The sequence below is a fragment of the Paenibacillus farraposensis genome (genome assembly GCF_020736845.1).
Taxonomy (GTDB): Bacteria; Bacillota; Bacilli; order Paenibacillales; family Paenibacillaceae; genus Paenibacillus; species Paenibacillus farraposensis.
Genome location: NZ_JAFFQR010000041.1, coordinates 1 through 19498 on the forward strand (window position 1 = coordinate 1; position 19498 = coordinate 19498).

Annotated in this window: 22 protein-coding genes and 1 pseudogene; 19 read left to right on the forward strand and 4 right to left on the reverse strand. The window is 46.1% G+C overall.

Features of this window, described 5'->3' with window-relative positions; genetic code table 11:
• From JO375_RS06855 to JO375_RS06865, 4 genes and pseudogenes are all read left to right on the forward strand, one after another.
• Positions 1–1059: tetratricopeptide repeat protein (locus tag JO375_RS06855; protein ID WP_229523748.1), on the forward strand; the 1059-nt coding region annotated here is incomplete at its 5' end.
• Between the two features lie 375 nt (positions 1060–1434).
• Positions 1435–2131: pseudogene (locus JO375_RS24735) on the forward strand (WXG100 family type VII secretion target); the annotation flags it as partial.
• Positions 2132–2243: 112 nt separating this feature from the next.
• Positions 2244–2618, forward strand: coding sequence for a zincin-like metallopeptidase toxin domain-containing protein (locus JO375_RS24740; RefSeq protein ID WP_322098705.1), 375 nt, complete (start codon positions 2244–2246; stop codon positions 2616–2618).
• Positions 2618–2968: a hypothetical protein gene (locus tag JO375_RS06865; RefSeq protein ID WP_229523749.1), complete on the forward strand. Its 351-nt coding sequence runs from the start codon at positions 2618–2620 to the stop codon at positions 2966–2968. The genes JO375_RS24740 and JO375_RS06865 overlap by 1 nt, the downstream gene beginning before the upstream one ends.
• A gap of 706 nt (positions 2969–3674) precedes the next feature.
• On the opposite strand, the gene JO375_RS06870 is transcribed toward JO375_RS06865, so the two are convergent.
• The gene (locus tag JO375_RS06870; protein WP_229523750.1) at positions 3675–3902 is read right to left on the reverse strand and encodes a hypothetical protein; all 228 of its coding nucleotides are present in this window, start codon (positions 3900–3902) and stop codon (positions 3675–3677) included.
• Positions 3903–3981: 79 nt separating this feature from the next.
• Between JO375_RS06870 and JO375_RS06875 the strand changes: the two genes are divergently transcribed.
• The 3 genes from JO375_RS06875 (at position 3982) to JO375_RS06885 (ending at position 6700) form a co-directional block, all read left to right on the forward strand.
• Positions 3982–4158: a TetR-like C-terminal domain-containing protein gene (locus JO375_RS06875; RefSeq protein ID WP_229523751.1), complete on the forward strand. Its 177-nt coding sequence runs from the start codon at positions 3982–3984 to the stop codon at positions 4156–4158.
• 163 nt (positions 4159–4321) lie between these two features.
• Positions 4322–6022, forward strand: coding sequence for a methyl-accepting chemotaxis protein (locus JO375_RS06880; RefSeq protein ID WP_229523752.1), 1701 nt, complete (start codon positions 4322–4324; stop codon positions 6020–6022).
• A gap of 303 nt (positions 6023–6325) precedes the next feature.
• Positions 6326–6700, forward strand: coding sequence for a hypothetical protein (locus tag JO375_RS06885; protein ID WP_229523753.1), 375 nt, complete (start codon positions 6326–6328; stop codon positions 6698–6700).
• Between the two features lie 363 nt (positions 6701–7063).
• On the opposite strand, the gene JO375_RS06890 is transcribed toward JO375_RS06885, so the two are convergent.
• The gene (locus tag JO375_RS06890) at positions 7064–7660 is read right to left on the reverse strand and encodes a thymidine kinase (RefSeq protein ID WP_322098708.1); all 597 of its coding nucleotides are present in this window, start codon (positions 7658–7660) and stop codon (positions 7064–7066) included.
• Between the two features lie 242 nt (positions 7661–7902).
• Between JO375_RS06890 and JO375_RS06895 the strand changes: the two genes are divergently transcribed.
• The 6 genes from JO375_RS06895 to lipB all read left to right on the forward strand — a co-directional run bounded on the left by JO375_RS06895 (position 7903) and on the right by lipB (position 14013).
• Positions 7903–8115, forward strand: coding sequence for a hypothetical protein (locus tag JO375_RS06895; protein WP_229523755.1), 213 nt, complete (start codon positions 7903–7905; stop codon positions 8113–8115).
• A gap of 81 nt (positions 8116–8196) precedes the next feature.
• Positions 8197–9618 carry a dihydrolipoyl dehydrogenase gene (lpdA, locus tag JO375_RS06900; protein WP_229523756.1) on the forward strand — a complete coding sequence of 474 codons (1422 nt, stop codon included), beginning with the start codon at positions 8197–8199 and terminating at the stop codon, positions 9616–9618.
• A gap of 142 nt (positions 9619–9760) precedes the next feature.
• A complete protein-coding gene (locus tag JO375_RS06905; RefSeq protein WP_229523757.1) occupies positions 9761–10789 on the forward strand; it encodes a thiamine pyrophosphate-dependent dehydrogenase E1 component subunit alpha in 1029 nt (342 codons plus the stop codon).
• A 2-nt stretch (positions 10790–10791) separates the two neighbouring features.
• Positions 10792–11778 carry an alpha-ketoacid dehydrogenase subunit beta gene (locus JO375_RS06910; RefSeq protein WP_229523758.1) on the forward strand — a complete coding sequence of 329 codons (987 nt, stop codon included), beginning with the start codon at positions 10792–10794 and terminating at the stop codon, positions 11776–11778.
• An 88-nt stretch (positions 11779–11866) separates the two neighbouring features.
• Positions 11867–13252 (forward strand): dihydrolipoamide acetyltransferase family protein, encoded by a 1386-nt coding sequence (locus tag JO375_RS06915; RefSeq protein WP_229523759.1) that lies wholly within the window; start codon positions 11867–11869, stop codon positions 13250–13252.
• A 62-nt stretch (positions 13253–13314) separates the two neighbouring features.
• The gene (lipB, locus tag JO375_RS06920) at positions 13315–14013 is read left to right on the forward strand and encodes a lipoyl(octanoyl) transferase LipB (protein ID WP_229523760.1); all 699 of its coding nucleotides are present in this window, start codon (positions 13315–13317) and stop codon (positions 14011–14013) included.
• Between the two features lie 114 nt (positions 14014–14127).
• Here the strand turns inward: lipB and prli42 are convergent, their stop codons facing one another.
• Positions 14128–14232 carry a stressosome-associated protein Prli42 gene (prli42, locus tag JO375_RS06925; protein ID WP_229523761.1) on the reverse strand — a complete coding sequence of 35 codons (105 nt, stop codon included), beginning with the start codon at positions 14230–14232 and terminating at the stop codon, positions 14128–14130.
• An 86-nt stretch (positions 14233–14318) separates the two neighbouring features.
• On the opposite strand from prli42, the gene JO375_RS06930 reads away from it, so the two are divergent.
• A complete protein-coding gene (locus tag JO375_RS06930; protein ID WP_229523762.1) occupies positions 14319–15452 on the forward strand; it encodes a tripeptidase T in 1134 nt (377 codons plus the stop codon).
• Positions 15453–15511: 59 nt separating this feature from the next.
• On the opposite strand, the gene mciZ is transcribed toward JO375_RS06930, so the two are convergent.
• Positions 15512–15622 (reverse strand): Z-ring formation inhibitor MciZ, encoded by a 111-nt coding sequence (gene mciZ / locus JO375_RS24960; RefSeq protein WP_377570511.1) that lies wholly within the window; start codon positions 15620–15622, stop codon positions 15512–15514.
• A gap of 156 nt (positions 15623–15778) precedes the next feature.
• Here mciZ and JO375_RS06935 point away from each other — a divergent pair, with 156 nt between their 5' ends.
• From JO375_RS06935 to JO375_RS06955, 5 genes are all read left to right on the forward strand, one after another.
• Positions 15779–16378: an NUDIX domain-containing protein gene (locus JO375_RS06935; RefSeq protein WP_229523763.1), complete on the forward strand. Its 600-nt coding sequence runs from the start codon at positions 15779–15781 to the stop codon at positions 16376–16378.
• 5 nt (positions 16379–16383) lie between these two features.
• Positions 16384–17583 carry an endonuclease Q family protein gene (locus tag JO375_RS06940; RefSeq protein ID WP_229523764.1) on the forward strand — a complete coding sequence of 400 codons (1200 nt, stop codon included), beginning with the start codon at positions 16384–16386 and terminating at the stop codon, positions 17581–17583.
• Positions 17584–17759: 176 nt separating this feature from the next.
• Positions 17760–18413 carry a stage II sporulation protein M gene (spoIIM, locus tag JO375_RS06945; RefSeq protein ID WP_229523765.1) on the forward strand — a complete coding sequence of 218 codons (654 nt, stop codon included), beginning with the start codon at positions 17760–17762 and terminating at the stop codon, positions 18411–18413.
• A gap of 99 nt (positions 18414–18512) precedes the next feature.
• Complete coding sequence (gene fur / locus JO375_RS06950; RefSeq protein WP_229523766.1) at positions 18513–19010, forward strand: ferric iron uptake transcriptional regulator; 498 nt, start codon at positions 18513–18515, stop codon at positions 19008–19010.
• 197 nt (positions 19011–19207) lie between these two features.
• Entirely contained in the window at positions 19208–19450 is a 243-nt protein-coding gene (locus tag JO375_RS06955; protein WP_229523767.1) for a YqzK family protein, read from the forward strand.
• The last annotated feature ends 48 nt before the right edge of the window (positions 19451–19498 follow it).

A 19498-nucleotide genomic window follows, 5' to 3' on the forward strand; every position in this document is an offset into this window, starting at 1 on the left:
ATTGCGGAAGACCTATTCGCGCAGGGTCAACATGAAGCGGCATTGATACTCTATGAGAACGTGGCAGAAGTGGAGAAATATCAGCACTCCGAGCGTTTGGCGATTTGTCAGTACCGTATGTTCACGATTCAAATTGGGGATGATCAAAACCAAAATGTTAGGGTAGCAGCCGTTTTTGAAGCCTTTGTCGAACGTCTGGATGAAATAGACCAGCTTGACGCTTTGAAGGATTTGGCAAACGTGTACAGGTCTTTGCGTAATTGGGACAAGGTTGATGAAATGGCGAAAAAAATGAGAGCTAAAGCGGAAATCCAATATACTTTGAAACACCAACAGAAGAGTCGAGAGTGTGATGAGTCCTCAAAAAAGCTAAGTCGTCCTATGTTTGTATACATCGCCTATGCCGATTTACTGTGTGCAAGTGTCTGTGAAGCCCAAGGCGATTATCAACAAGCTCTACAATATACATACGCCTACGCTAATTTAGATTGGGTAAAAGAGACAGACGAGGATACCCGACATTGGATCGGCTTGTTTCAACAGTGGGCAGAAGGTAATACTTATGTTAATAAACTCCTGTCTGGGGATACAAGTGTGCTTACGGAATACGTTGAGTACATTACATCAACAAATATAACGAAAGAAATAGTTACTAAGCTGTTAAACGTAATGCTTGCTGCAAACCGATATGAGCTAAATATAAATGATATACTTAAACATTTTGAAACGGTTATTGACTCATTTGTGCAACAAGAGCAGTTATCATCTGACGTGTATACTAAACAAGTCATACCAGAGCAGTTTGCACGATTTGGTTATGAGTTGGCCTATTATTATTTACATCAAGACATGTATAGTGATGGTTTCAAACATTTGCTCTATGCAATGGTAAGTTATCATACACTAAATAATGAGACTTATTATATAAACTGCATAGGGCTGTTTGAGCGTTTTCGTGCTCATGCGGTTCCTCAAACCAAAGCGGAGTATTTAAATCTTATTGAAAAGGTGTGGTTAGACAATGTTAAAAAAAATGGTACTACTGATCATCGCGGCTAGCTTTTTGTTTATTGTTACTGTACCTGTTCAATCAAACATCCACAATCAGAGGATACAACCTAATGACCAAATTGGGGGTGCTTAAACATAAATAAAATCGGAATGAAAAAGGCTTTGAAATAATACACTCCTAAAACGGCTCTAATTATAAACCAACAGGTCATCACGGGGAATCTGAGAATAAAATGCTCTCAGGTTCAAGATCACAGTAGACCTTAGAAAATCAACTATTATCAAGAGGTTAGATGGTTATTCCGTCTAGCCTTTTTGATTTGTACTTGGCTTCAAAATGTATTGTTGAGTTAGAGAGGATTTATGGAGTGAGAGATGGAAATAACCAGCATACTGACAGGGAGTCAAATAATTTTAATCCCTATGCTAAAAACACAAGCCAATATTGCTCAGGAACTTGGCATCACGAAGCAATTCGAACAGGCACAACAATTAGTAACTCAAATGAATGGTCAGTTAGTACAACAAATTTCATCTATGGGACAATTGTGGGAAGGACTGACTAAAGAACATTTTTACTATTCCTTCCAAACCTCTCAGAAGAATATGGCTGACTTTGTTACACTTACGGAATCTATAGCAAAAGAATTGCGTCATCATGCGGATAAATTTAGATTAGCTGATCTGATGGAAGCAGGTAACATTGACGCAAGTTGTTTACCACCTCCACCGAATTCATGTGCTGTTCCTGCTCCAGATACACGGAATGCATTCCAGAAATAGTTTAACTGAACTAGGCCAGGATTTTGTAGACGCTGCTGAGGAAAGATATGAAAAACGCTATGATTCAGTAGGAGAGTTTTTAGACTATTGGACATTTGGTATTCCAAAAGGAATGTATCAAGGGTACATGGAACGGGCAGCTAAACAAAACGATTCATGGAATGACATGCTCAATTTCGGTACATTTGGAGTAACGGGTATGATTCAGGGAGCATTTAACCCTAGCAACGCTTGGTCAAAGGAACACTGGGCTAATATGATCGGTACGGCAGGATTATTTGGAGGAGTCAGCTCAATAATCAAGCCTAAACTTGGGATTGGGAATACTATAAAATTTAACGGTGAGATAAGACCATTTCCCAAAGGCCATGATTTGGATTTGAAATCGTGGGAAGAGATGCCTGTAAGTGGTCAGAGAAGAATGACACCAGATGGACTGAAAATTATGAATGTTAGTGAGAAAATCTTTTAAAAAAGAAATGAATGATATTGATGTAAAGGTTTTGATTGATAAAAAGGGAGCCATACTTCCTGAAAAAGCTGTAGGTGGATTTAATCCTAGTACAGGACAAATTATTTTACGTCCTGATGCTTCTTACTTAAGTGCGATTCACGAATCTTATCATGCAAAACACTTTGGAGAACTTGGAAAAGAAAAATATATGAAATTATCGACTATAGAAAAAGAAGAGTATGTTTATAATGAAATTATGAAAAGTAAAGACAAATTTAATTCCTCTGAAATATACGAAGCACAGAGATATATTTATAAATTGAGAAACGGACAGTGGCCTCTGCCTAGTTGGAAAGGATATGAAGAATAGTGGACGAAAGAGTGAATACTAATTTAACAGCTAAACAAGCTAGAAAAATTGCTCAGGATTATCAAGAAAAATATAAGCTATACGGTGTAATTCATGATGACACTGAGAAGTCCGTAAAATTTTACCCGGAATTCTACAGAGTTGAGGGTGCTGCTTGGTTGGTTTTGGCTGATATCACGCCAAAAAGTTATGAAGGCGATGATGAAATTACTTTTGTTGTTTCGGATAGGGATGGGATCGTTGATCATGTATTAGATCATAATGGACTTCCCCAGCGTTATCATGTACCTAGCAATAGAGATTACACAGATGAAGAGTTTGAAGCTATTTTTAATGATGAAGATAAGTAAGTTGCATTACAATACCAGTTCTATATAAGAAATATTAAGCTTGCTCCTTAAACAATAGGGAGCGAGCTTTTTTGTGTAATTAACCTATCTGAATAAAGAGGGATGATATTTGCATACACCTTTCTTCAAACGAAGGTGAGTCAAAATTAACTCACCATGCTCCGACATCCACCGTGACAAATTGTTGTACTTGGGTAGGCAATAAAAGTCTATACATAATGCATATACTTTCAAGGATGTGGCTTGGTGAAAACGGATGGAGTAGGATCAATTTTTCCGACAAAATGGCGGCTCGAATTTTTCGCTTCCTATATATGATATTTGTCAGCTTCATATTAATTATGATGTAACGAATCATCGCGCTTAAAGTTTAAATAATCTAAGTTTAAATCCAACAATTCAGTTTTTTTATACTGTAATTTAGAATGTAAAAAAACTATTGACTAATTGATTAGCCATCTGTTATATTGTTCGGATGATGAAGGAAACGTTCTTTTCTTTAAAGATTTAAAAAGTATCACGGCAGCTTTAGGTAAAAGTTCTGTTGATAAAGTGACTAAGGACATTAATTTTTATACATATTTAGGAATGATTAATAAGATTAATCCCAAAGAACTACCTAAGAGTTTGAGGAAGAAAGCAGTTGAATTCCAGTTAAAGAATCATTACAAGTATCGGAAAAACTTCTATTCATCCCCTTCCTATACTATCGGTGTGCGGAGATTTGCTGAACAAAGGGCTGTGTATAGTTTTCGTTTGTAATATTCTGTATTGCTACATTATGTAGTGCTACCAGATTGGGGACATTCCTCACAATTAGTTTATGTAGGTTTGGTTCCAGCTCCTCAAGTTCTCGACCTAACAACAGAGCAATATTGGATTCAAGCTCACGTTTTTGCTGCTCTCCCCATTCAGAAAGCTGATCATCAATCATGTAGAGTTCTTTAAGTAGCTCTACAACCTGCCCACGCCTGAAAATCATGGTATAACATATAAACCAGCCCGACACTTTTGTGTTGGACTGGTTTTTCGTTTATGTAAATACACAGGAGAATAATCACATCAATCGGGAGATTCAGACCAGTTATTATGCTTACGCTATTCTGGGGATGATCATAGAGTGGGTGAATCGGGATTTTCACCACTCCCCTCGCTATATGGCGGAACAACTGTTGGAGATCGTGAAATAAATAGTCCCAACGCGGTTTATAAAATTAACCGAATTTAGCTGCACTAAACCGTACAAAAAGTTTCCCTATTGGATACAGTTCTAAAATCTCTTAAATTTTGTATAAACAATTTGTCGATTGTTGTCGATATAATATGTACTACAAGAGATTAAGGAGCGAAAATATGAAGTTTAATATCCGAGCAAAATTGTTATTGGGTTTTCTTTCGGTTATTGCCTTATTGATCGTCATTAGCTTAGTGTCCATCTCCAAAATGAAAAACCTGGGTGATAAATCGATGGAAATCGATAGCCGTTGGATGCCTAGTGTAGCGATTCTGGGAACGCTGAACGGCGACGTATCTGATGTAGAACGGCTCTCCTTGAATATTATTGTTGAACGCGACCCAGCGGAAGTGAAGAAGGTTCAGGCGGAATACGATAAGGTTTTGAAAAAGGTCGAGATCGACCGGAAAATATACGAAAAACTAACTGCCAGTCCTAAAGAACGTGAAATGTACGAGAATTTCTCTAAAAAATATGCAGAATACCTGGATAAGCTGCCAGCGGTAATTGCGGCAGGGAAAGCTAATGATTATGTTCAATCCAGCATTCTGCACAAAGAGTCCTATGCGCTGTTTTATAGTGCGAGCGATACGATCGATCAACTTATTGAGCTGAACTCAGATGGTTCAAAACAGATTACGCAAGAAGCCGTTGACAACTTTATCTCGGGTAGACAAGTAGTCATTATATTGAGTATTGCTGCTGTTTTGTTGGCACTGATTATGGCAATCATCATTGCGCAAATTATTTCCAAACCCATTTTCCGAATCAGTCGTGCTGCTGAAAGCATTGCTTCGGGTGATCTCACAAGTGAAGCTATAATAGTAAAGGGCAAGGATGAGATCAGCATGTTGTCCCATTCCTTTAATAAGATGGTTGAGAACCTTCGCCAACTGATTCAGTCCGTTAGCAACACGACTGGACTGGTAACCACTTCTTCAGAGGAATTGACGGCCAGCGCAGAGCAAAATAGCCAAGCTTCTGCACAAATAACGGAAACGGTGCAAGAAGTGGCTACAGGGACGGGAAAACAGGTGGATATGGTGACCAAATCGTCCCAGGCCATTGAAGAAATGTCTATTGGTGTGGAACAAATTGCCATTCGTGCGCAAAATGTATTTGCATCGGCACAGGATGCGGCTCACAAATCGGCCGAAGGCAACCAGATGATCCAGCAGGCTGTGACGCAAATGAATGCTGTAAATAACTCCATGAATAGCTTGGCGGATCTGATGGCTGGATTGGGAGAGCGTTCAGATGAAATTGGCAAGATTATTGATGTGATTACCAATATTTCGAGTCAGACCAACCTCCTGGCCCTGAATGCTGCCATTGAAGCGGCCCGCGCAGGAGAACACGGTCGCGGATTTGCTGTAGTTGCAGGCGAAGTACGCAAGCTGGCTGAACAGTCTGCCCATTCTGCCCAACAAATTACAGAGCTTGTGGGATTGATTCAAAAGGATACCGCACATGCGATTGAGGCGGTAGCTGCCAATGGTCAAGATGTCATGACAGGCCGGGAAGTCGTGCTAAATGCAGGTGCATCCTTTGGAGTGATTCAGGAAACGGTTAATAAAGTGGCAAGTGAAATTGAAGAGGTATCTGCCGGATCGGAGCAAATGTCTGCAAGTACCGATGAGATTGTTGGTTTTATCAAACAAATCTCAGTGATTGCCGAGGAAGCTGCAGCCGGGACACAGCACGTGTCTGCTGCGACTCAAGAGCAACTGGCCTCGATGGAGGAAATTGCCTCATCCGCAAGAAACCTGTCTATGATGGCAGAGGATCTGCAAGGACAAATCAGCAAATTCAAAGTTTAATTTAAAATGCTGCGCACTGATAATTCATTGCTTTGAGGGACGAGCCGCTCTATTATGGAGCGGCTTTTTTTCTGCAATATCACCTTTTTCCTGAATATGGTGATGGCGCTCACTCAATGTTATAATGATAAGCAATAAATGATTTAAATATCTAAAGAGCAGCCAAACGAAGGAAGGGTTCTTTCCAGTGATTTGATTGCTCTCGCCAAAAAATATACGGCGAACAGGGATTTTCAAGTCGTGTTGAAACAGAGCGTGGGCGAGTGATCCAAGAGAGATTTTAAAGCAAAGGCAGGGATGAACATGTGGAATAACCTAACCTGGGTGAGCATCGGGGCATTGGCGGCTTTGGGATGCATTGTCACTGTTGTTGCCGTACGGCGTAGTCGCGGCAGCAAAAAACAAATGAATGGGCAGCGAAACAGCAATGTAGTTGAATTTCGTCCCCGTAAGCCTGTCCGACAGTCTCGTGTTGGGAACGCATTCAGATTTAAGGTATCCGCTACTTCCAGCACGACGACTGAGCCAACAGGTATGCAGAACACAGGGAAGCAAAAGTGTTCCTTTTGTAAAAAAGAAGACAAATTAACTTTTTATGCTGATAACAATGGTTCTCTGTATGGAGTATGCAAGAAGTGCAAGTATAAGGCAGAAAGACAGGATATGCTGCCGCTTTAGTCTATCCTATACAGCTGTGAACCATCCCAAATGCAGTTGAAATAATCCCCGGCCTGTAGTTAAAGGTGGGGATTTCTTTGGATGGTATCGCCCTCTTACGAATCTGCCAGTCGATCAAATCCTCCGGTGCATCTGTTATGTGATCGGGTCCACATACGACTTAATCCACCAATGTATCGCCCTTGGCTGAACGGATTCCTGCGCGGGCCAGGATTTTGTTAAAAAAATTCATCAGCGCGCCTCCCGATAATCTCATGGTCATGGATACAAATGACAAACTGGAAGCTTGTACAGCTTAAGCGGATAAACGGGCCAAGGGCATCATCCGTTCCCAAAAGATGCCAGGAAAAAGTCATCCTCTTGCTAATTGCAGTTTACTTTATGAGGCGGTATAAAGCATTTGCGACAACGTGGCTCGTAAGCCTCGGAGTCACCGATCATGACGATGGGCCCTACTGTCGAGGGCTTCCCATTTACTATCCGCTGGGTAAATACTGCTTCCGAGCTGCCGCATACAGCGCAAAAGGAAGTCAGCTTCTCAATATCATCCGCCATCGCAAGCAGGCCACCGATGTAACCGAATTCCTTGCCCCGGTAATCCAGATTCAGACCATCAGCAATGACGTGCTTACCGCAATAAGCCAGTTCTTGGATCAGGGACATAATATGACGGCTGAAAAACTGGACTTCATCAAAGGCGACCACGTCGGCATCTTTTGTTTCTTCCAAAATGCGCTGCACGAGCTCGTCTGTGAGCTTTCTTGGTATAGAAATAGCCGGCAACCGATACCCGATGCGGCTCACAATTTCGTCTGTAGCATAGCGGTTATCTTCAGCCGGTTTGTAGGCAATCACCTTGCGGTGCCCGTATTGGATCAGTTTTTGACAGCGGCGGATCAATTCACCGGATTTTTCACTAAACATGGGGCCTGTAATAATCGTAATTCTTCCTGTAGGCAACGCGAATTCCCCCCTCTGCAGCATACACATAACGCTCTAAATCATCATTTTCCGAAAGAAAAGGCCATTATAGATTACCATAATCAGCGGTATACAGACCAGAAAAAATATATTGTTTTTCGACATGTTTGTGTACAAGCCTTTTTGTTTTAATTAAAGTTTTTCAAATGGCTTGTCATTGCTCTGCTGCCGTGAGCATGATATGGTGAAGGATAGTGGAAAGAAGGAAAGAGGGGACAGGTATGGGCCAAAATGGTACAGATTATAGTGCCAGAAAAAGAATATTACTGGAGCAAGGGCTGATAAGCACGCAAGCACAGGTGTTGATCTCTGAGCTGGAGGCAGAACTAGACCTTTTGCGCAAGCAAAATGAATCGTTTCGCAATGCTTTGCGGGCCAAATCCGCTCAAAACCCGAGGATGTCTACCAAATTGCGAGATGCACTGTATGAATAGCTGTATCCCAGGAACTATATTTTATACTGAGAAATAAAGAGAGTACAATAAACGATATATCATAGTTAATGGAGGGAAATCATGACTATACATTGTGATGTTGCTATTTTAGGTGGAGGGACCGGGGGATATGTGGCGGCGATTCGTGCAGCCCAGCTCGGCAAGAAAGTCGTTATTATTGAAAAAGACAAGCTTGGCGGCACCTGTCTGCATCGTGGTTGCATTCCGAGCAAAGCCTTGCTGCGCAGTGCGGAAGTATACGCAACGATTAAGGAAAGCGCGCAATATGGCATTGAGACGTCAGGGGCGGAGCTTGTGTTCCCTAAAGTACAGGAACGAAAGGAAGCTGTTGTAGAGCAGCTGTATCAAGGGGTTCAATTTTTGATGCGCAAAAATAAAGTCACAGTGCTGAGCGGCACGGGACGCGTGATTGGACCGTCGATTTTTTCACCCAAAAGCGGTGCAGTTGCTGTAGAACTGGAAAATGGCGAGATGGAGACGGTTGTTCCGACTCATCTCATGATTGCGACCGGTTCACGCCCGCGCGTGCTGCCGGGATTGGAGCCGGATGGCGAACGGATTCTGAGTAGTGACGAAGCGCTGCTGCTGGAAGAGTTGCCTGCTTCTTTGATCATCGTGGGTGGCGGTGTCATTGGTGTGGAATGGGCTTCGATGCTGAATGATTTTGGCGTGCAGGTTACCGTGGTTGAAGCGGCCAATCGCTTAATTCCGACCGAGGATGAGGACGTTTCGCGGGAGATGCAGCGCTTGTTAACCAAACGGGGAATCAAGGTGCTGACGGGCTCGCAAGTGCTGGCTGAAACGTACAGCAAGGATGAGAAAGGCATGCAGATTGATGTACAAAAAGGGGATGAAACCGAAACCCTCAGCGCCTCCAAGCTGCTCATTTCAGTAGGCCGTCAGGCGAATGTAGAAAATATCGGACTGGAAAATACGGATATCCGGGTAGAGCGTGGCTTTATCGCAGTTAATGAGCATTTACAGACGAATGAACCGCATATCTATGCAATTGGGGATTGCATCGGCGGCTTGCAGCTGGCGCATGCGGCGAGTCATGAGGGCTTGCAGGCGGTTCATCATCTGGCGGGCGAAGATTTTCACAGCGTAGCGAATCATCTGATTCCGCGCTGCATTTATACACGTCCTGAGGCAGCGAGTGTCGGCTTGACAGAACAAGAAGCACGTGAGCGGGGGCATCAGGTGAAAACAGGCAAGTTTCCTTTTCAAGCGATCGGAAAATCGCTCGTATATGGCAGTCGGGATGGCTTCGCCAAAGTGGTTGCTGATGGGGAATCGAACGATATTCTCGGTGTACATATGATCGGTACGCATGTGACGGATTTGATCAGCGAGGCGGCCCTTGCACAGCTGCTGAATGCTACCCCATGGGAAGTCGGTCAGCTTATTCACCCGCATCCAACGTTGTCGGAAATTTTGGGAGAAGCGATGCTGGCCGTTGATGGGCAGGCGATCGGCATATAAAAAGAGTCGAATAAATCGGTGCTTTTCTTTTTGGGGAGAAAAGGATTATAATGAGGTTAGTCAGAGTTTAGTACCAGGTTTTAAGACAAGATGGTACTAGGTACTGAAAGCTGGATGTTTTGATTCTTAAGGAGGTGCCCCAATGAGTTCAAAAGGCGCTGTAGACGCTGGCTTTAGGCATGAACAGCTGGGACTTACTAACGGACAAGTAATTGACATGTACAAATATATGCTGCTTGCAAGAAAATTTGACGAACGCAATATGCTCCTGCAGCGGGCCGGAAAAATTAACTTTCACGTTTCCGGCATTGGTCAGGAGGCAGCACAAGTAGGTGCGGCATTCGCGTTGGATCGGGAAAAGGATTATTTTCTTCCGTATTACCGGGATTACGGATTTGTGCTTGCTGTCGGCATGACACCGCGTGAGCTGATGCTGTCGGCATTTGCCAAGGCAGATGATCCAAATAGCGGCGGTCGTCAGATGCCGGGTCACTTTGGCAGCAAGCGTCTGCGGATTGTGACAGGCTCCAGCCCGGTGACGACGCAGGTTCCGCATGCAGTCGGGTTCGCGCTGGCGGCCAAGATGCAGAAGAAGGATTTTGTATCGTTTGTTACGTTTGGGGAAGGCTCCAGCAATCAGGGGGATTTTCACGAAGGCTGCAATTTTGCAGGTGTACAGAAGCTGCCGGTCATCATCATGTGCGAGAATAATCAATATGCGATATCGGTTCCGATGCATAAACAATTGGCGGGCAAGGTCAGCGACCGCGCTTTGGGATACGGATTCCCGGGCGTTCGAGTCGATGGCAATGACGCACTGGCCGTATATGCGGCGGTGAAGGTAGCGCGTGAACGCGCGGTTCGCGGTGAAGGTCCTACGTTGATTGAAGCTATGATGTACCGTCTGTCTCCTCACTCAACCTCGGATAATGATCTCGCTTACCGGACCAAGGAAGAAGTGGATGAGAACTGGGCCAAGGACGGCGTAGCCCGCATGAAAAATTATTTGATCGAATGCGGCATCTGGGATGAGGCCAAGGACGCTGATCTGGCGGCTGAGCTGCTGCTCGAGGTAAAGGAAGCGATTGAATACGCAGATCATGCTCCTTTTCCGAAGCCTGAAGATACGCTGCTGCATGTATATGCCGACAGCGATGGGGAGGGCCGGTAATTATGGCGATTATGGAATATATTGATGCAATTCGTCTTGCCATGAAAGAAGAGATGGAGCAGGATGAAACGGTTTTTGTGATGGGCGAGGATGTCGGCGTGAAGGGTGGCGTATTTACGACGACCAAGGGCCTTATGGAACAATTCGGTGAGCAGCGTGTCCTGGATACGCCATTGGCAGAGTCGGCTATTGCCGGGGTTGCGATTGGTGCGGCCATGTACGGAATGAAGCCGATTGCCGAAATGCAATATTCGGACTTTATGCTGCCAGCGACGAACCAGATTATTAGTGAAGCGGCTAAAATCCGCTATCGCTCCAATAACGATTGGAACTGTCCTGTTGTTATTCGGGCGCCAATCGGTGGGGGGATCTTTGGCGGTTTGTACCACTCCCAGTGTCCGGAGTCGATCTTTTTTGGTACGCCGGGTCTGAAGATTGTAGCCCCTTATACACCTTATGACGCCAAAGGATTGTTGAAAGCAGCCGTTCGTGACCCTGATCCGGTGCTGTTTTTTGAAAACAAAAAATCCTACAAGCTGATCAAGGGTGAAGTGCCTGAGGATGATTATATCGTTCCGATTGGCAAAGCGAATCTGCTACGTGAAGGCGACGATATTACGGTCATTGGCTACAGCCAGCCGCTGCATTTTGTGATGCAGGCTGCGGAGGAATTGGAGAAGGAAGAGGGCATTACCGCACACGTTGTGGATTTGCGCACACTCCAGCCGCTGGACCGGCAGGCGATTATCGAAGCTGCACGCCATACCGGAAAGGTGCTTATTGTGCATGAGGACAACAAAACGGGTGGCATCGGTGCTGAGGTATCGGCCATTATTAATGAGGAATGTTTATTCGAGCTGGATGCCCCGATTGAACGCCTGTGCGCTCCGGATGTGCCAGCCATGCCGATCAGTCCGCCAATGGAGAAGTTTTATATGCTGAACAAGGATAAAGTAAAGGAAGCTATGCGCCGTCTTGCCAAGTTTTAAATGAAGCAGATTGGAAGAAAGCATTCCAAAAAGTATAGTGAGGGCAGCGGCAAACCGCGCCCTTCTATGATGTTAAGGAGTTGAAAAAATGCCAGACCAAACACAATGGAACGACGTGGTCATGCCTCAATTGGCAGAATCGCTCGTATCCGCGACCATCGCCAAATGGCTGAAACAACCCGGTGACACGGTGGAACAATTTGAACCGATTTGCGAGGTCATTACAGATAAAGTGAACGCGGAAATCCCATCCACCTTGGACGGAATTATGGGTGATCTGTTGGCAGAAGAAGGTCAGACGGTAGCGGTAGGTGAATTGATTTGCCGTATCCAGACCCAGTCGGCTGTACCAGCGGCATCAGCAACTTCTGCTACTCCGGCAGTCCAAGGCAATGCAAACGCACAATCCCAGCAGGGGGCAGCTTCCGATCAAACGATGCGGGGACGGTTTTCTCCAGCGGTACAAACGCTGGCTGCTGAACACAATGTGGACTTAAGCCGCGTACCAGGCACCGGTATGGGCGGACGAATTACCCGCAAAGATGTGCTGAATTATGTAAAACAGGCAGGCTCTGCCCGAGCTAGAGCCTCAGAACAGCCAAGCGGAACCATGCACGGACAAGGCTCTCCTTTTACGGGAATGCAGCCGTCTGCCGCTCAGCATAGTGTACCGATTCAACATATGGACCCTGCTATTCCGGTGCGCAACAGCGGCATCCATTTAACGGATACGCCAAAGGTTCCTACGATCGAGATTGAGGGCGACAGCCATAACAGATCAGAGTATTTTATTGATGTGACCCCTATCCGGAGTGCGATTGCCCGCAATATGCGGCAAAGTGTTTCGGAAATCCCCCATGCCTGGACGATGATTGAGGTGGATGTGACCAATCTGGTGGTGCTCCGCAACAAGATCAAAAACGAATTCAAGCAAAAAGAAGGAATCAACATTACGTACCTCGCTTTCCTCATGAAAGCAGTCGTAAACGCGATCAAGGAATATCCGATCATGAACTCGGTATGGGCCGTGGACAAAATCATCATCAAAAGAGATATCAACATTTCGCTGGCTGTAGGTACGGAGGATTCAGTCCTCACCCCTGTTATCAAAAAAGCGGATCAGAAAAATATTGCGGGACTGGCACGTGAAATCGAAGATTTGGCACGTAAAACACGGGAGGGAACGCTCAAGCTGGACGATATGCAGGGTGGAACGTTCACCGTTAATAACACGGGCTCCTTTGGTTCAATCCTGTCTTATCCGGTAATCAACTATCCGCAGGCGGCAATTCTTACCTTTGAATCCATCGTCAAAAAACCGGTGGTTATTGATGATATGATTGCGGTTCGCTCGATGGCTAACTTGTGCTTGTCGCTGGATCATCGCATTTTGGATGGTGTCATTTGCGGACGATTCCTGCAACGGGTCAAAGAAAATCTGGAAAGTTATACCTTGGATACGAAGCTGTACTAATTTTCCAAACTGCCGGGTCATCCGAACAGTTGGGTAAATGGACGGAGAGGAAGTGACAGGCCGTGAACAGGCGACCGCTTGATGTAACTTATATAAATAGGATGGAATACGCTCATGCATGGGATGTTCAGAAGGAGATTGTAAAGAAGCTGGACGCTGGAGAAGCGAGGGAAACGCTTATGCTTCTACAGCATCCGCCGACTTACACGATTGGTTCCCAGCGTCATCCCGAGCATTTGCTTCTCACACCCGAGGAACTGGAGGCTCAGGGAATTCGCGTCTTTCAGATTGACCGTGGAGGAGATATTACATATCATGGACCGGGGCAGTTAGTTGGATACCCTCTACTTGTGCTTGGAAGCCAGGAGGCACTGAATTTGCACGGTTACCTTCGGAGTCTGGAAGAAGTAATCATTCAGCTGCTGGCAGCTCATGGGATTGAGGGGAGTCGTAAACCTGAATACACAGGGGTATGGGTCGGGAATCTTAAGATTGCGGCCATTGGAGTAAAATTCAACAAGTGCAAGCACCGTCGGGGCTTTGTAACCAGTCATGGCTTCGCCTTTAATATCAAATCAGGAATTCAACATGAGGGTTTTAAAGGTATTGTCCCATGCGGTATTCAGGAATACGGTGTAACTTCATTGGAGGACTGCACACAGCAGACTTTTTCGGTGGAGCAGATTGCGAAGGAAATTGTGACGTACTTTGAACAGCAATTTTCGTTTGCTGCGGAATGGCAAGCTCATTCCGATCTATAATCGCAGGGCGGGCTATTGCGTGATACTACACGAAGGCCCGCCTGTTTGCTTGTTCATTCATCGCATCTATAGAGCTATGAGACGACCGGTTACTATGGGCGTAACTGTTGTCCATTAAAGCGGCATAATGAACGGCTCGATGACCATGAACACCGTAGAGCCGACCATAGCAGCAAGCATAACGTAAACGAAAAAACGGATCCATTTTTTGTTCGACATGTGTAACTCCTTTTAGTAAAGGTTTAAGTCTTAGATAAGACTGTTTATTCGTATTGTAGCGTAATCGGGAAAGAGAGGGAAGTTTTATGAGTGCAAAAATAGTGAGGGACCGGATTATACAGGAATTTATGGAACTGGTACAGGTGGATAGCGAAACGAAATATGAGCAGGAAATAGCACGCGTGTTGAAAGAAAAGTTTAATGCGCTTGGACTGGAAGTAACAGAAGACGATTCCCGTGAAAGAACCGGACATGGCTCAGGCAATCTGATCGTCACCTGGAAAGCGGAAGGCGCAGAGAAAGCCCCCAAATTGTTTTTTACCTGTCACATGGATACGGTCACCCCGGGAAAAGGCATTAAGCCGCAACTGGGTGAAGATGGCTGGATTCGCAGTGATGGCACCACCATTCTGGGATCGGACGACAAGGCAGGGATTGCCGCTTTGTTTGAGGCGATTCGTGTTGTACGTGAGCAGAATATTTCCCATGGTCAAATTCAGTTTGTCATAACGGCTGGCGAGGAATCCGGTCTGATGGGTGCGCGGGCGATGAAGCCGGAGCTGCTGGATGCGGATTTCGGGTATGCTTTGGATTCCAATGGTGAAGTGGGCTCCATTTGTATAGCTGCACCGACGCAGGCACGGATTGAAATGAAAATCACAGGGAAATCTGCGCATGCGGGAGTAAACCCTGAAGATGGCATTAGTGCCATTCAAGTTGCATCCAAAGCGATTTCCAACATGAAACTGGGCCGAATTGATAAAGAAACGACTGCAAATATCGGCAGCTTCGAAGGCGGCGGGGCAACGAATATTGTATGTGACTTTGTACTGATCCGCGCAGAGGCACGCAGTATCGTGCAGGAGAAGGTTAACCAGCAGATCCAGCACATGCGTGAAGCACTGGAAACGACTGCCCGTGAATTCGGCGCACAGGGCGAGTTCCACAGTGAGGTCATCTATCCAGCATTCCGCTATACGGAGCAGGATGAGGTTGTACAGCTTGCGCAGCGGGCGATTCAAGGGCTGGGCCTGCCAACGTCAACTTTCCATTCCGGAGGCGGTTCGGATGCCAATGTATTTAACGGACTGGGGGTTCCAACGGTGAATTTGGCTGTAGGCTACCAAAATATTCATACAACAGAGGAAAAAATCAAGGCTGATGATCTGGTAAAGATTGCCGAAGTCGTGCTAGCCTTGATTCAGGAGACAGCCAAATAAGGTTTGTATGCTATTCATAAAAAGGTTCAGGCTAAAGACAGGCAAAGTGTTCTTGTTTTTTAGACCTGAACTTTTTTTGGAACAGCTAGCGAAGCAATAGGGGTTGAGGGGCCGTGTTCCTTTTGCCATTGACGCAAGAGAGCTTGAATCTGCCAGGCTTTACCGACGATATGGAGGGTGGTTCTGGTGCAGTAGCTTTTCATCTCGGCATCTCCTTATAACAGAAAGTTTGTTATATCACCAGCATATGTCCAAAGTGGACAAGTTAGACTATCGTTAGCGATAATGGATAACGAAAGATAGATAAAGAGAAGGAGACCAATGTGATGAACGACCAAGTGAACCAGCAAACGAGCGGCTTGCAGCGCAAGCCTTATTCGAATCCTGCGCTGGAGGAAAAGACGCTGTCCACGCAGCCGATTTTTGAAGGAAAGGTCATTACGCTACAGGTCGACACGGTAAGGCTTCCCGACGGCTCCACCGGAAAGCGTGAAATTGTCAAGCATCCAGGTGCGGTAGCTGTGTTGGCACTGCATGAGGGTAAAATGCTGGTTGTGGACCAGTACAGACAGGCCATGGGGCGCTGTGAGGTGGAAATCCCGGCAGGCAAGCTAGAGCGAGGCGAAGACCCGATGGAAGCGGCGAGACGCGAGCTGAGAGAAGAGACGGGTTATAACGCCAAGTCGTTAAAGCTGCTGCACTCCTTTTATACTTCGCCTGGCTTTGCGAATGAAATGATTCATCTATATGTGGCCGAAGAGCTGGAGCATGGTGAAATGGAGCCAGATGAGGATGAATTTCTGGAGCTGTTTGAGGTGACGCTGGAAGAAGCGCAGGCGCTCATTTCTGAAGGGCGGATTAGTGATGCCAAAACGATTTTGGCTGTCTATGCATGGCAGCTTCAACAACATACAGGGAGTTTTTAAGGGATATGAACGGAAATGTAGTAGAACTGACGGATTATTTTGCTGACCTTCATATTCATATTGGCAGAACGGAGAAGGGGAGTCCGGTCAAAATCAGCGGCAGCCGCGATCTGACCTTCGCTAATATAGCCAGGGAAGCCTCCAGTCGCAAGGGCATTGGGCTGATCGGGATTATTGACTGCCATGCACCAAATGTACAGGAGGATATTCGAAACTATTTGCACACAGGAGAAATGACGGAAATCGGCGGCGGCGGCATAGCATATCGTGACACAGTGGTTCTGCTAGGCACGGAGCTGGAGATTCGAACCGAAGGCCGTCCCGAAGCGCACGTATTGGCCTATTTCCCTAATCTGGCGGTGACGGAGGACTTTACACAATGGCTGGCCCGACATATGAAAAATGTCAATCTCAGCTCACAACGTATCTACGCACCACCACGCGAATTACAGCAGCAAATATACGGCCGTGGAGGCATTATGGTACCTGCGCATGTATTTACCCCTCATAAGGGCATTTACGGCAGCTCCGCAGACCGTATGGAAGAGCTGCTCGATATGGAGCTCATCAGTGGGGTGGAGCTGGGGCTAAGCGCAGATTCAGCTATGGCCGGAATGATATCCGAGCTGGATCGATTCAGCTTTCTTACCAATTCCGATGCCCATTCGCTTGGGAAAATTGGACGGGAATACAACAAATTATCGCTGCTGCAACCGTGCTTTGAAGAATTCAGAATGGCTCTGGAACGGCGGGAAGGACGGCGGGTGAGTGCCAACTATGGATTAAATCCGAGGCTGGGCAAATATCACCGTTCTTATTGTCAAAGCTGCGGCACGATTATTGACGAGCAGCAGATCGCGGATGAACGCTGTCCTGAGTGTGGTCATTCCAAGCTGGTGCGGGGCGTGCTGGACCGAATTTGGAGTATTGCCGACCGTGATCAGCCGGTAATTCCCACACATCGCCCGCCATACATGTATCAGATTCCGCTGGAGTTTATCCCCGGTTTGGGCAAAGCCAAGTTGAACCAACTGCTGGCCGCGTTTGGAACTGAAATGAACATTTTGCATAAGGCCAATCAGGAAGAACTGGCGACCGTCGTCGGAGATGTATTGGCGGAGCAAATTATTTTGTCCCGGGCAGGACGCCTCTCGCTCGTGTCTGGTGGTGGCGGGACATACGGCAAGATAGCCAAGTCCCGGTAGAGTCATGTCCTGCCAAAAGTCATATCAGCATCCGTTTGTTCATAACCATAATATAACTATGCCGCTGGCTTGGCACATTTTTTGCAACTCGCTTTGCTGCCTCTATCCCAGCCATTCAGCCGCCGGATTACGGTTGTTTTTTGGACAAACAAGCAGATGAAAGGGGCAGGACGCCGATGCAGTGGTTTCGTCATACGTTAAAGGACCAAACGCCGTATTATGTTTTTTTGGCTGTGCTGTTTCTGGTGGGAGTCATTTTTGGCGCACTGATGGTGAATGCGCTCTCGCTGGAGCAGTTACAGGATTTGTCGCGTTATCTGAAGGATTTTTTTGCGACGGTCAATCAAAACGGGCAGGGCTTTGCTGATCCGCAGGCGGCCTCGGCCTTTTGGGATAGCGTATCTCTGTATTTGAAATGGATCGGTTTAATCTGGGTGTGCGGTCTTTCAGTCATAGGTCTACCTGGTATTCTCGTGCTGAACTTTCTCAAGGGTGTGCTGATCGGTTTTTCCGTGGGCTATATGGTAGGGCAATATTCATGGAAAGGGCTGCTATTTGCTCTGGTCTCGGTTGCTCCTCATAACCTGCTCGTGATTCCGGTGCTGCTCGTGTGCAGTGTGGCGGCTATGACTTTTTCTATTCATATGATCAAAACGAAGATACTGGCTACCCGCCCGTCTGAGGGAATGCTGCACCCGTTGCTCTCTTACGCAGGGCTGACTGCTGTGATGCTGCTGCTTCTCGTCGGCAGTGCGTCCTTTGAAACCTGGATTACTCCAATCATGATGCAATGGGTCACTCCTATGCTGACGGCGTCCGTACCATCTTAACCTGTTTCAAAATGTTTGACTTTATTTGTATAGACCCCATATAATAATAGGAGTGAAAAAAGTGCAGTAGGCAGTAGCTTTGCAGGGGGAGGGAGACACATGGAAGCACGGATCGAAAAAATTAAACAGCAACTGCAATCCCAGGGCTATAAACTAACGCCTCAGCGGGAAGCCACCGTTAGAGTTTTACTTGAGAACGAAGATGATCATCTGAGTGCGGAAGATGTATTTATGCTCGTTAAAGAGAAAGCTCCCGAAATCGGTCTGGCAACCGTATATCGTACCCTAGAACTGCTAAGTGAACTGCATGTCGTGGAGAAAATTAATTTTGGTGATGGCGTAGCACGTTATGATTTGCGCGGCGATACGGCCAAACATCACCACCACCATTTGATATGTGTGCAGTGCGGCAGTGTGGATGAAATACTGGAAGATTGGCTTGGGCCGTTGGAAGAGCGTCTGGAGCGGGAATATAATTTTACCGTAGTGGATCATCGTTTGGACTTTCACGGTATTTGCTATCGTTGTAAGGCGAAGAATGATACAACTGCTCAAAAAACTTCGGGCAAAACCAAGAAGAACAAATCTCAGGATTAATAAGCTGACAACCCAAGCTCTCACCGACGAAGACGCGTTCGGAGGGGCTTTTTTGGTTCAGGCCTTTTTGGGATTCGGACTCTTTCGTTCCGCAATGTGATAGATGGATCAAGCGGTATAAAAAGGAATAGCTTGTCATATCTTTGCCTTAGAGAGCCTTATCAAGGCTATATTCTGGGAAAAGGCGGCTGATTCACATGGTGATATCGTTGCGAAAAGGACTGAGATGGGTGCGTTTGGTCATATTGTTCGGGGCTTTGGCTTGTATGTTCTTTTATAGCTTCAGATTGTTTACAGACTGGATAACACCGGCGGATCACTATCGGATTCCGGAGGGACATGCAGTCAAGGTATTTGGCGGACAGGCACTGCCCGAGGGAGCCGAGCAGCAAATGACGCTGCTGGAGCGTTTGCGTTTCTTTTACTGGTACGGGGAATAGCCTCTGAATTAAGTGCCAGTCATCTTATGAATCGCCTTTTATTATGAG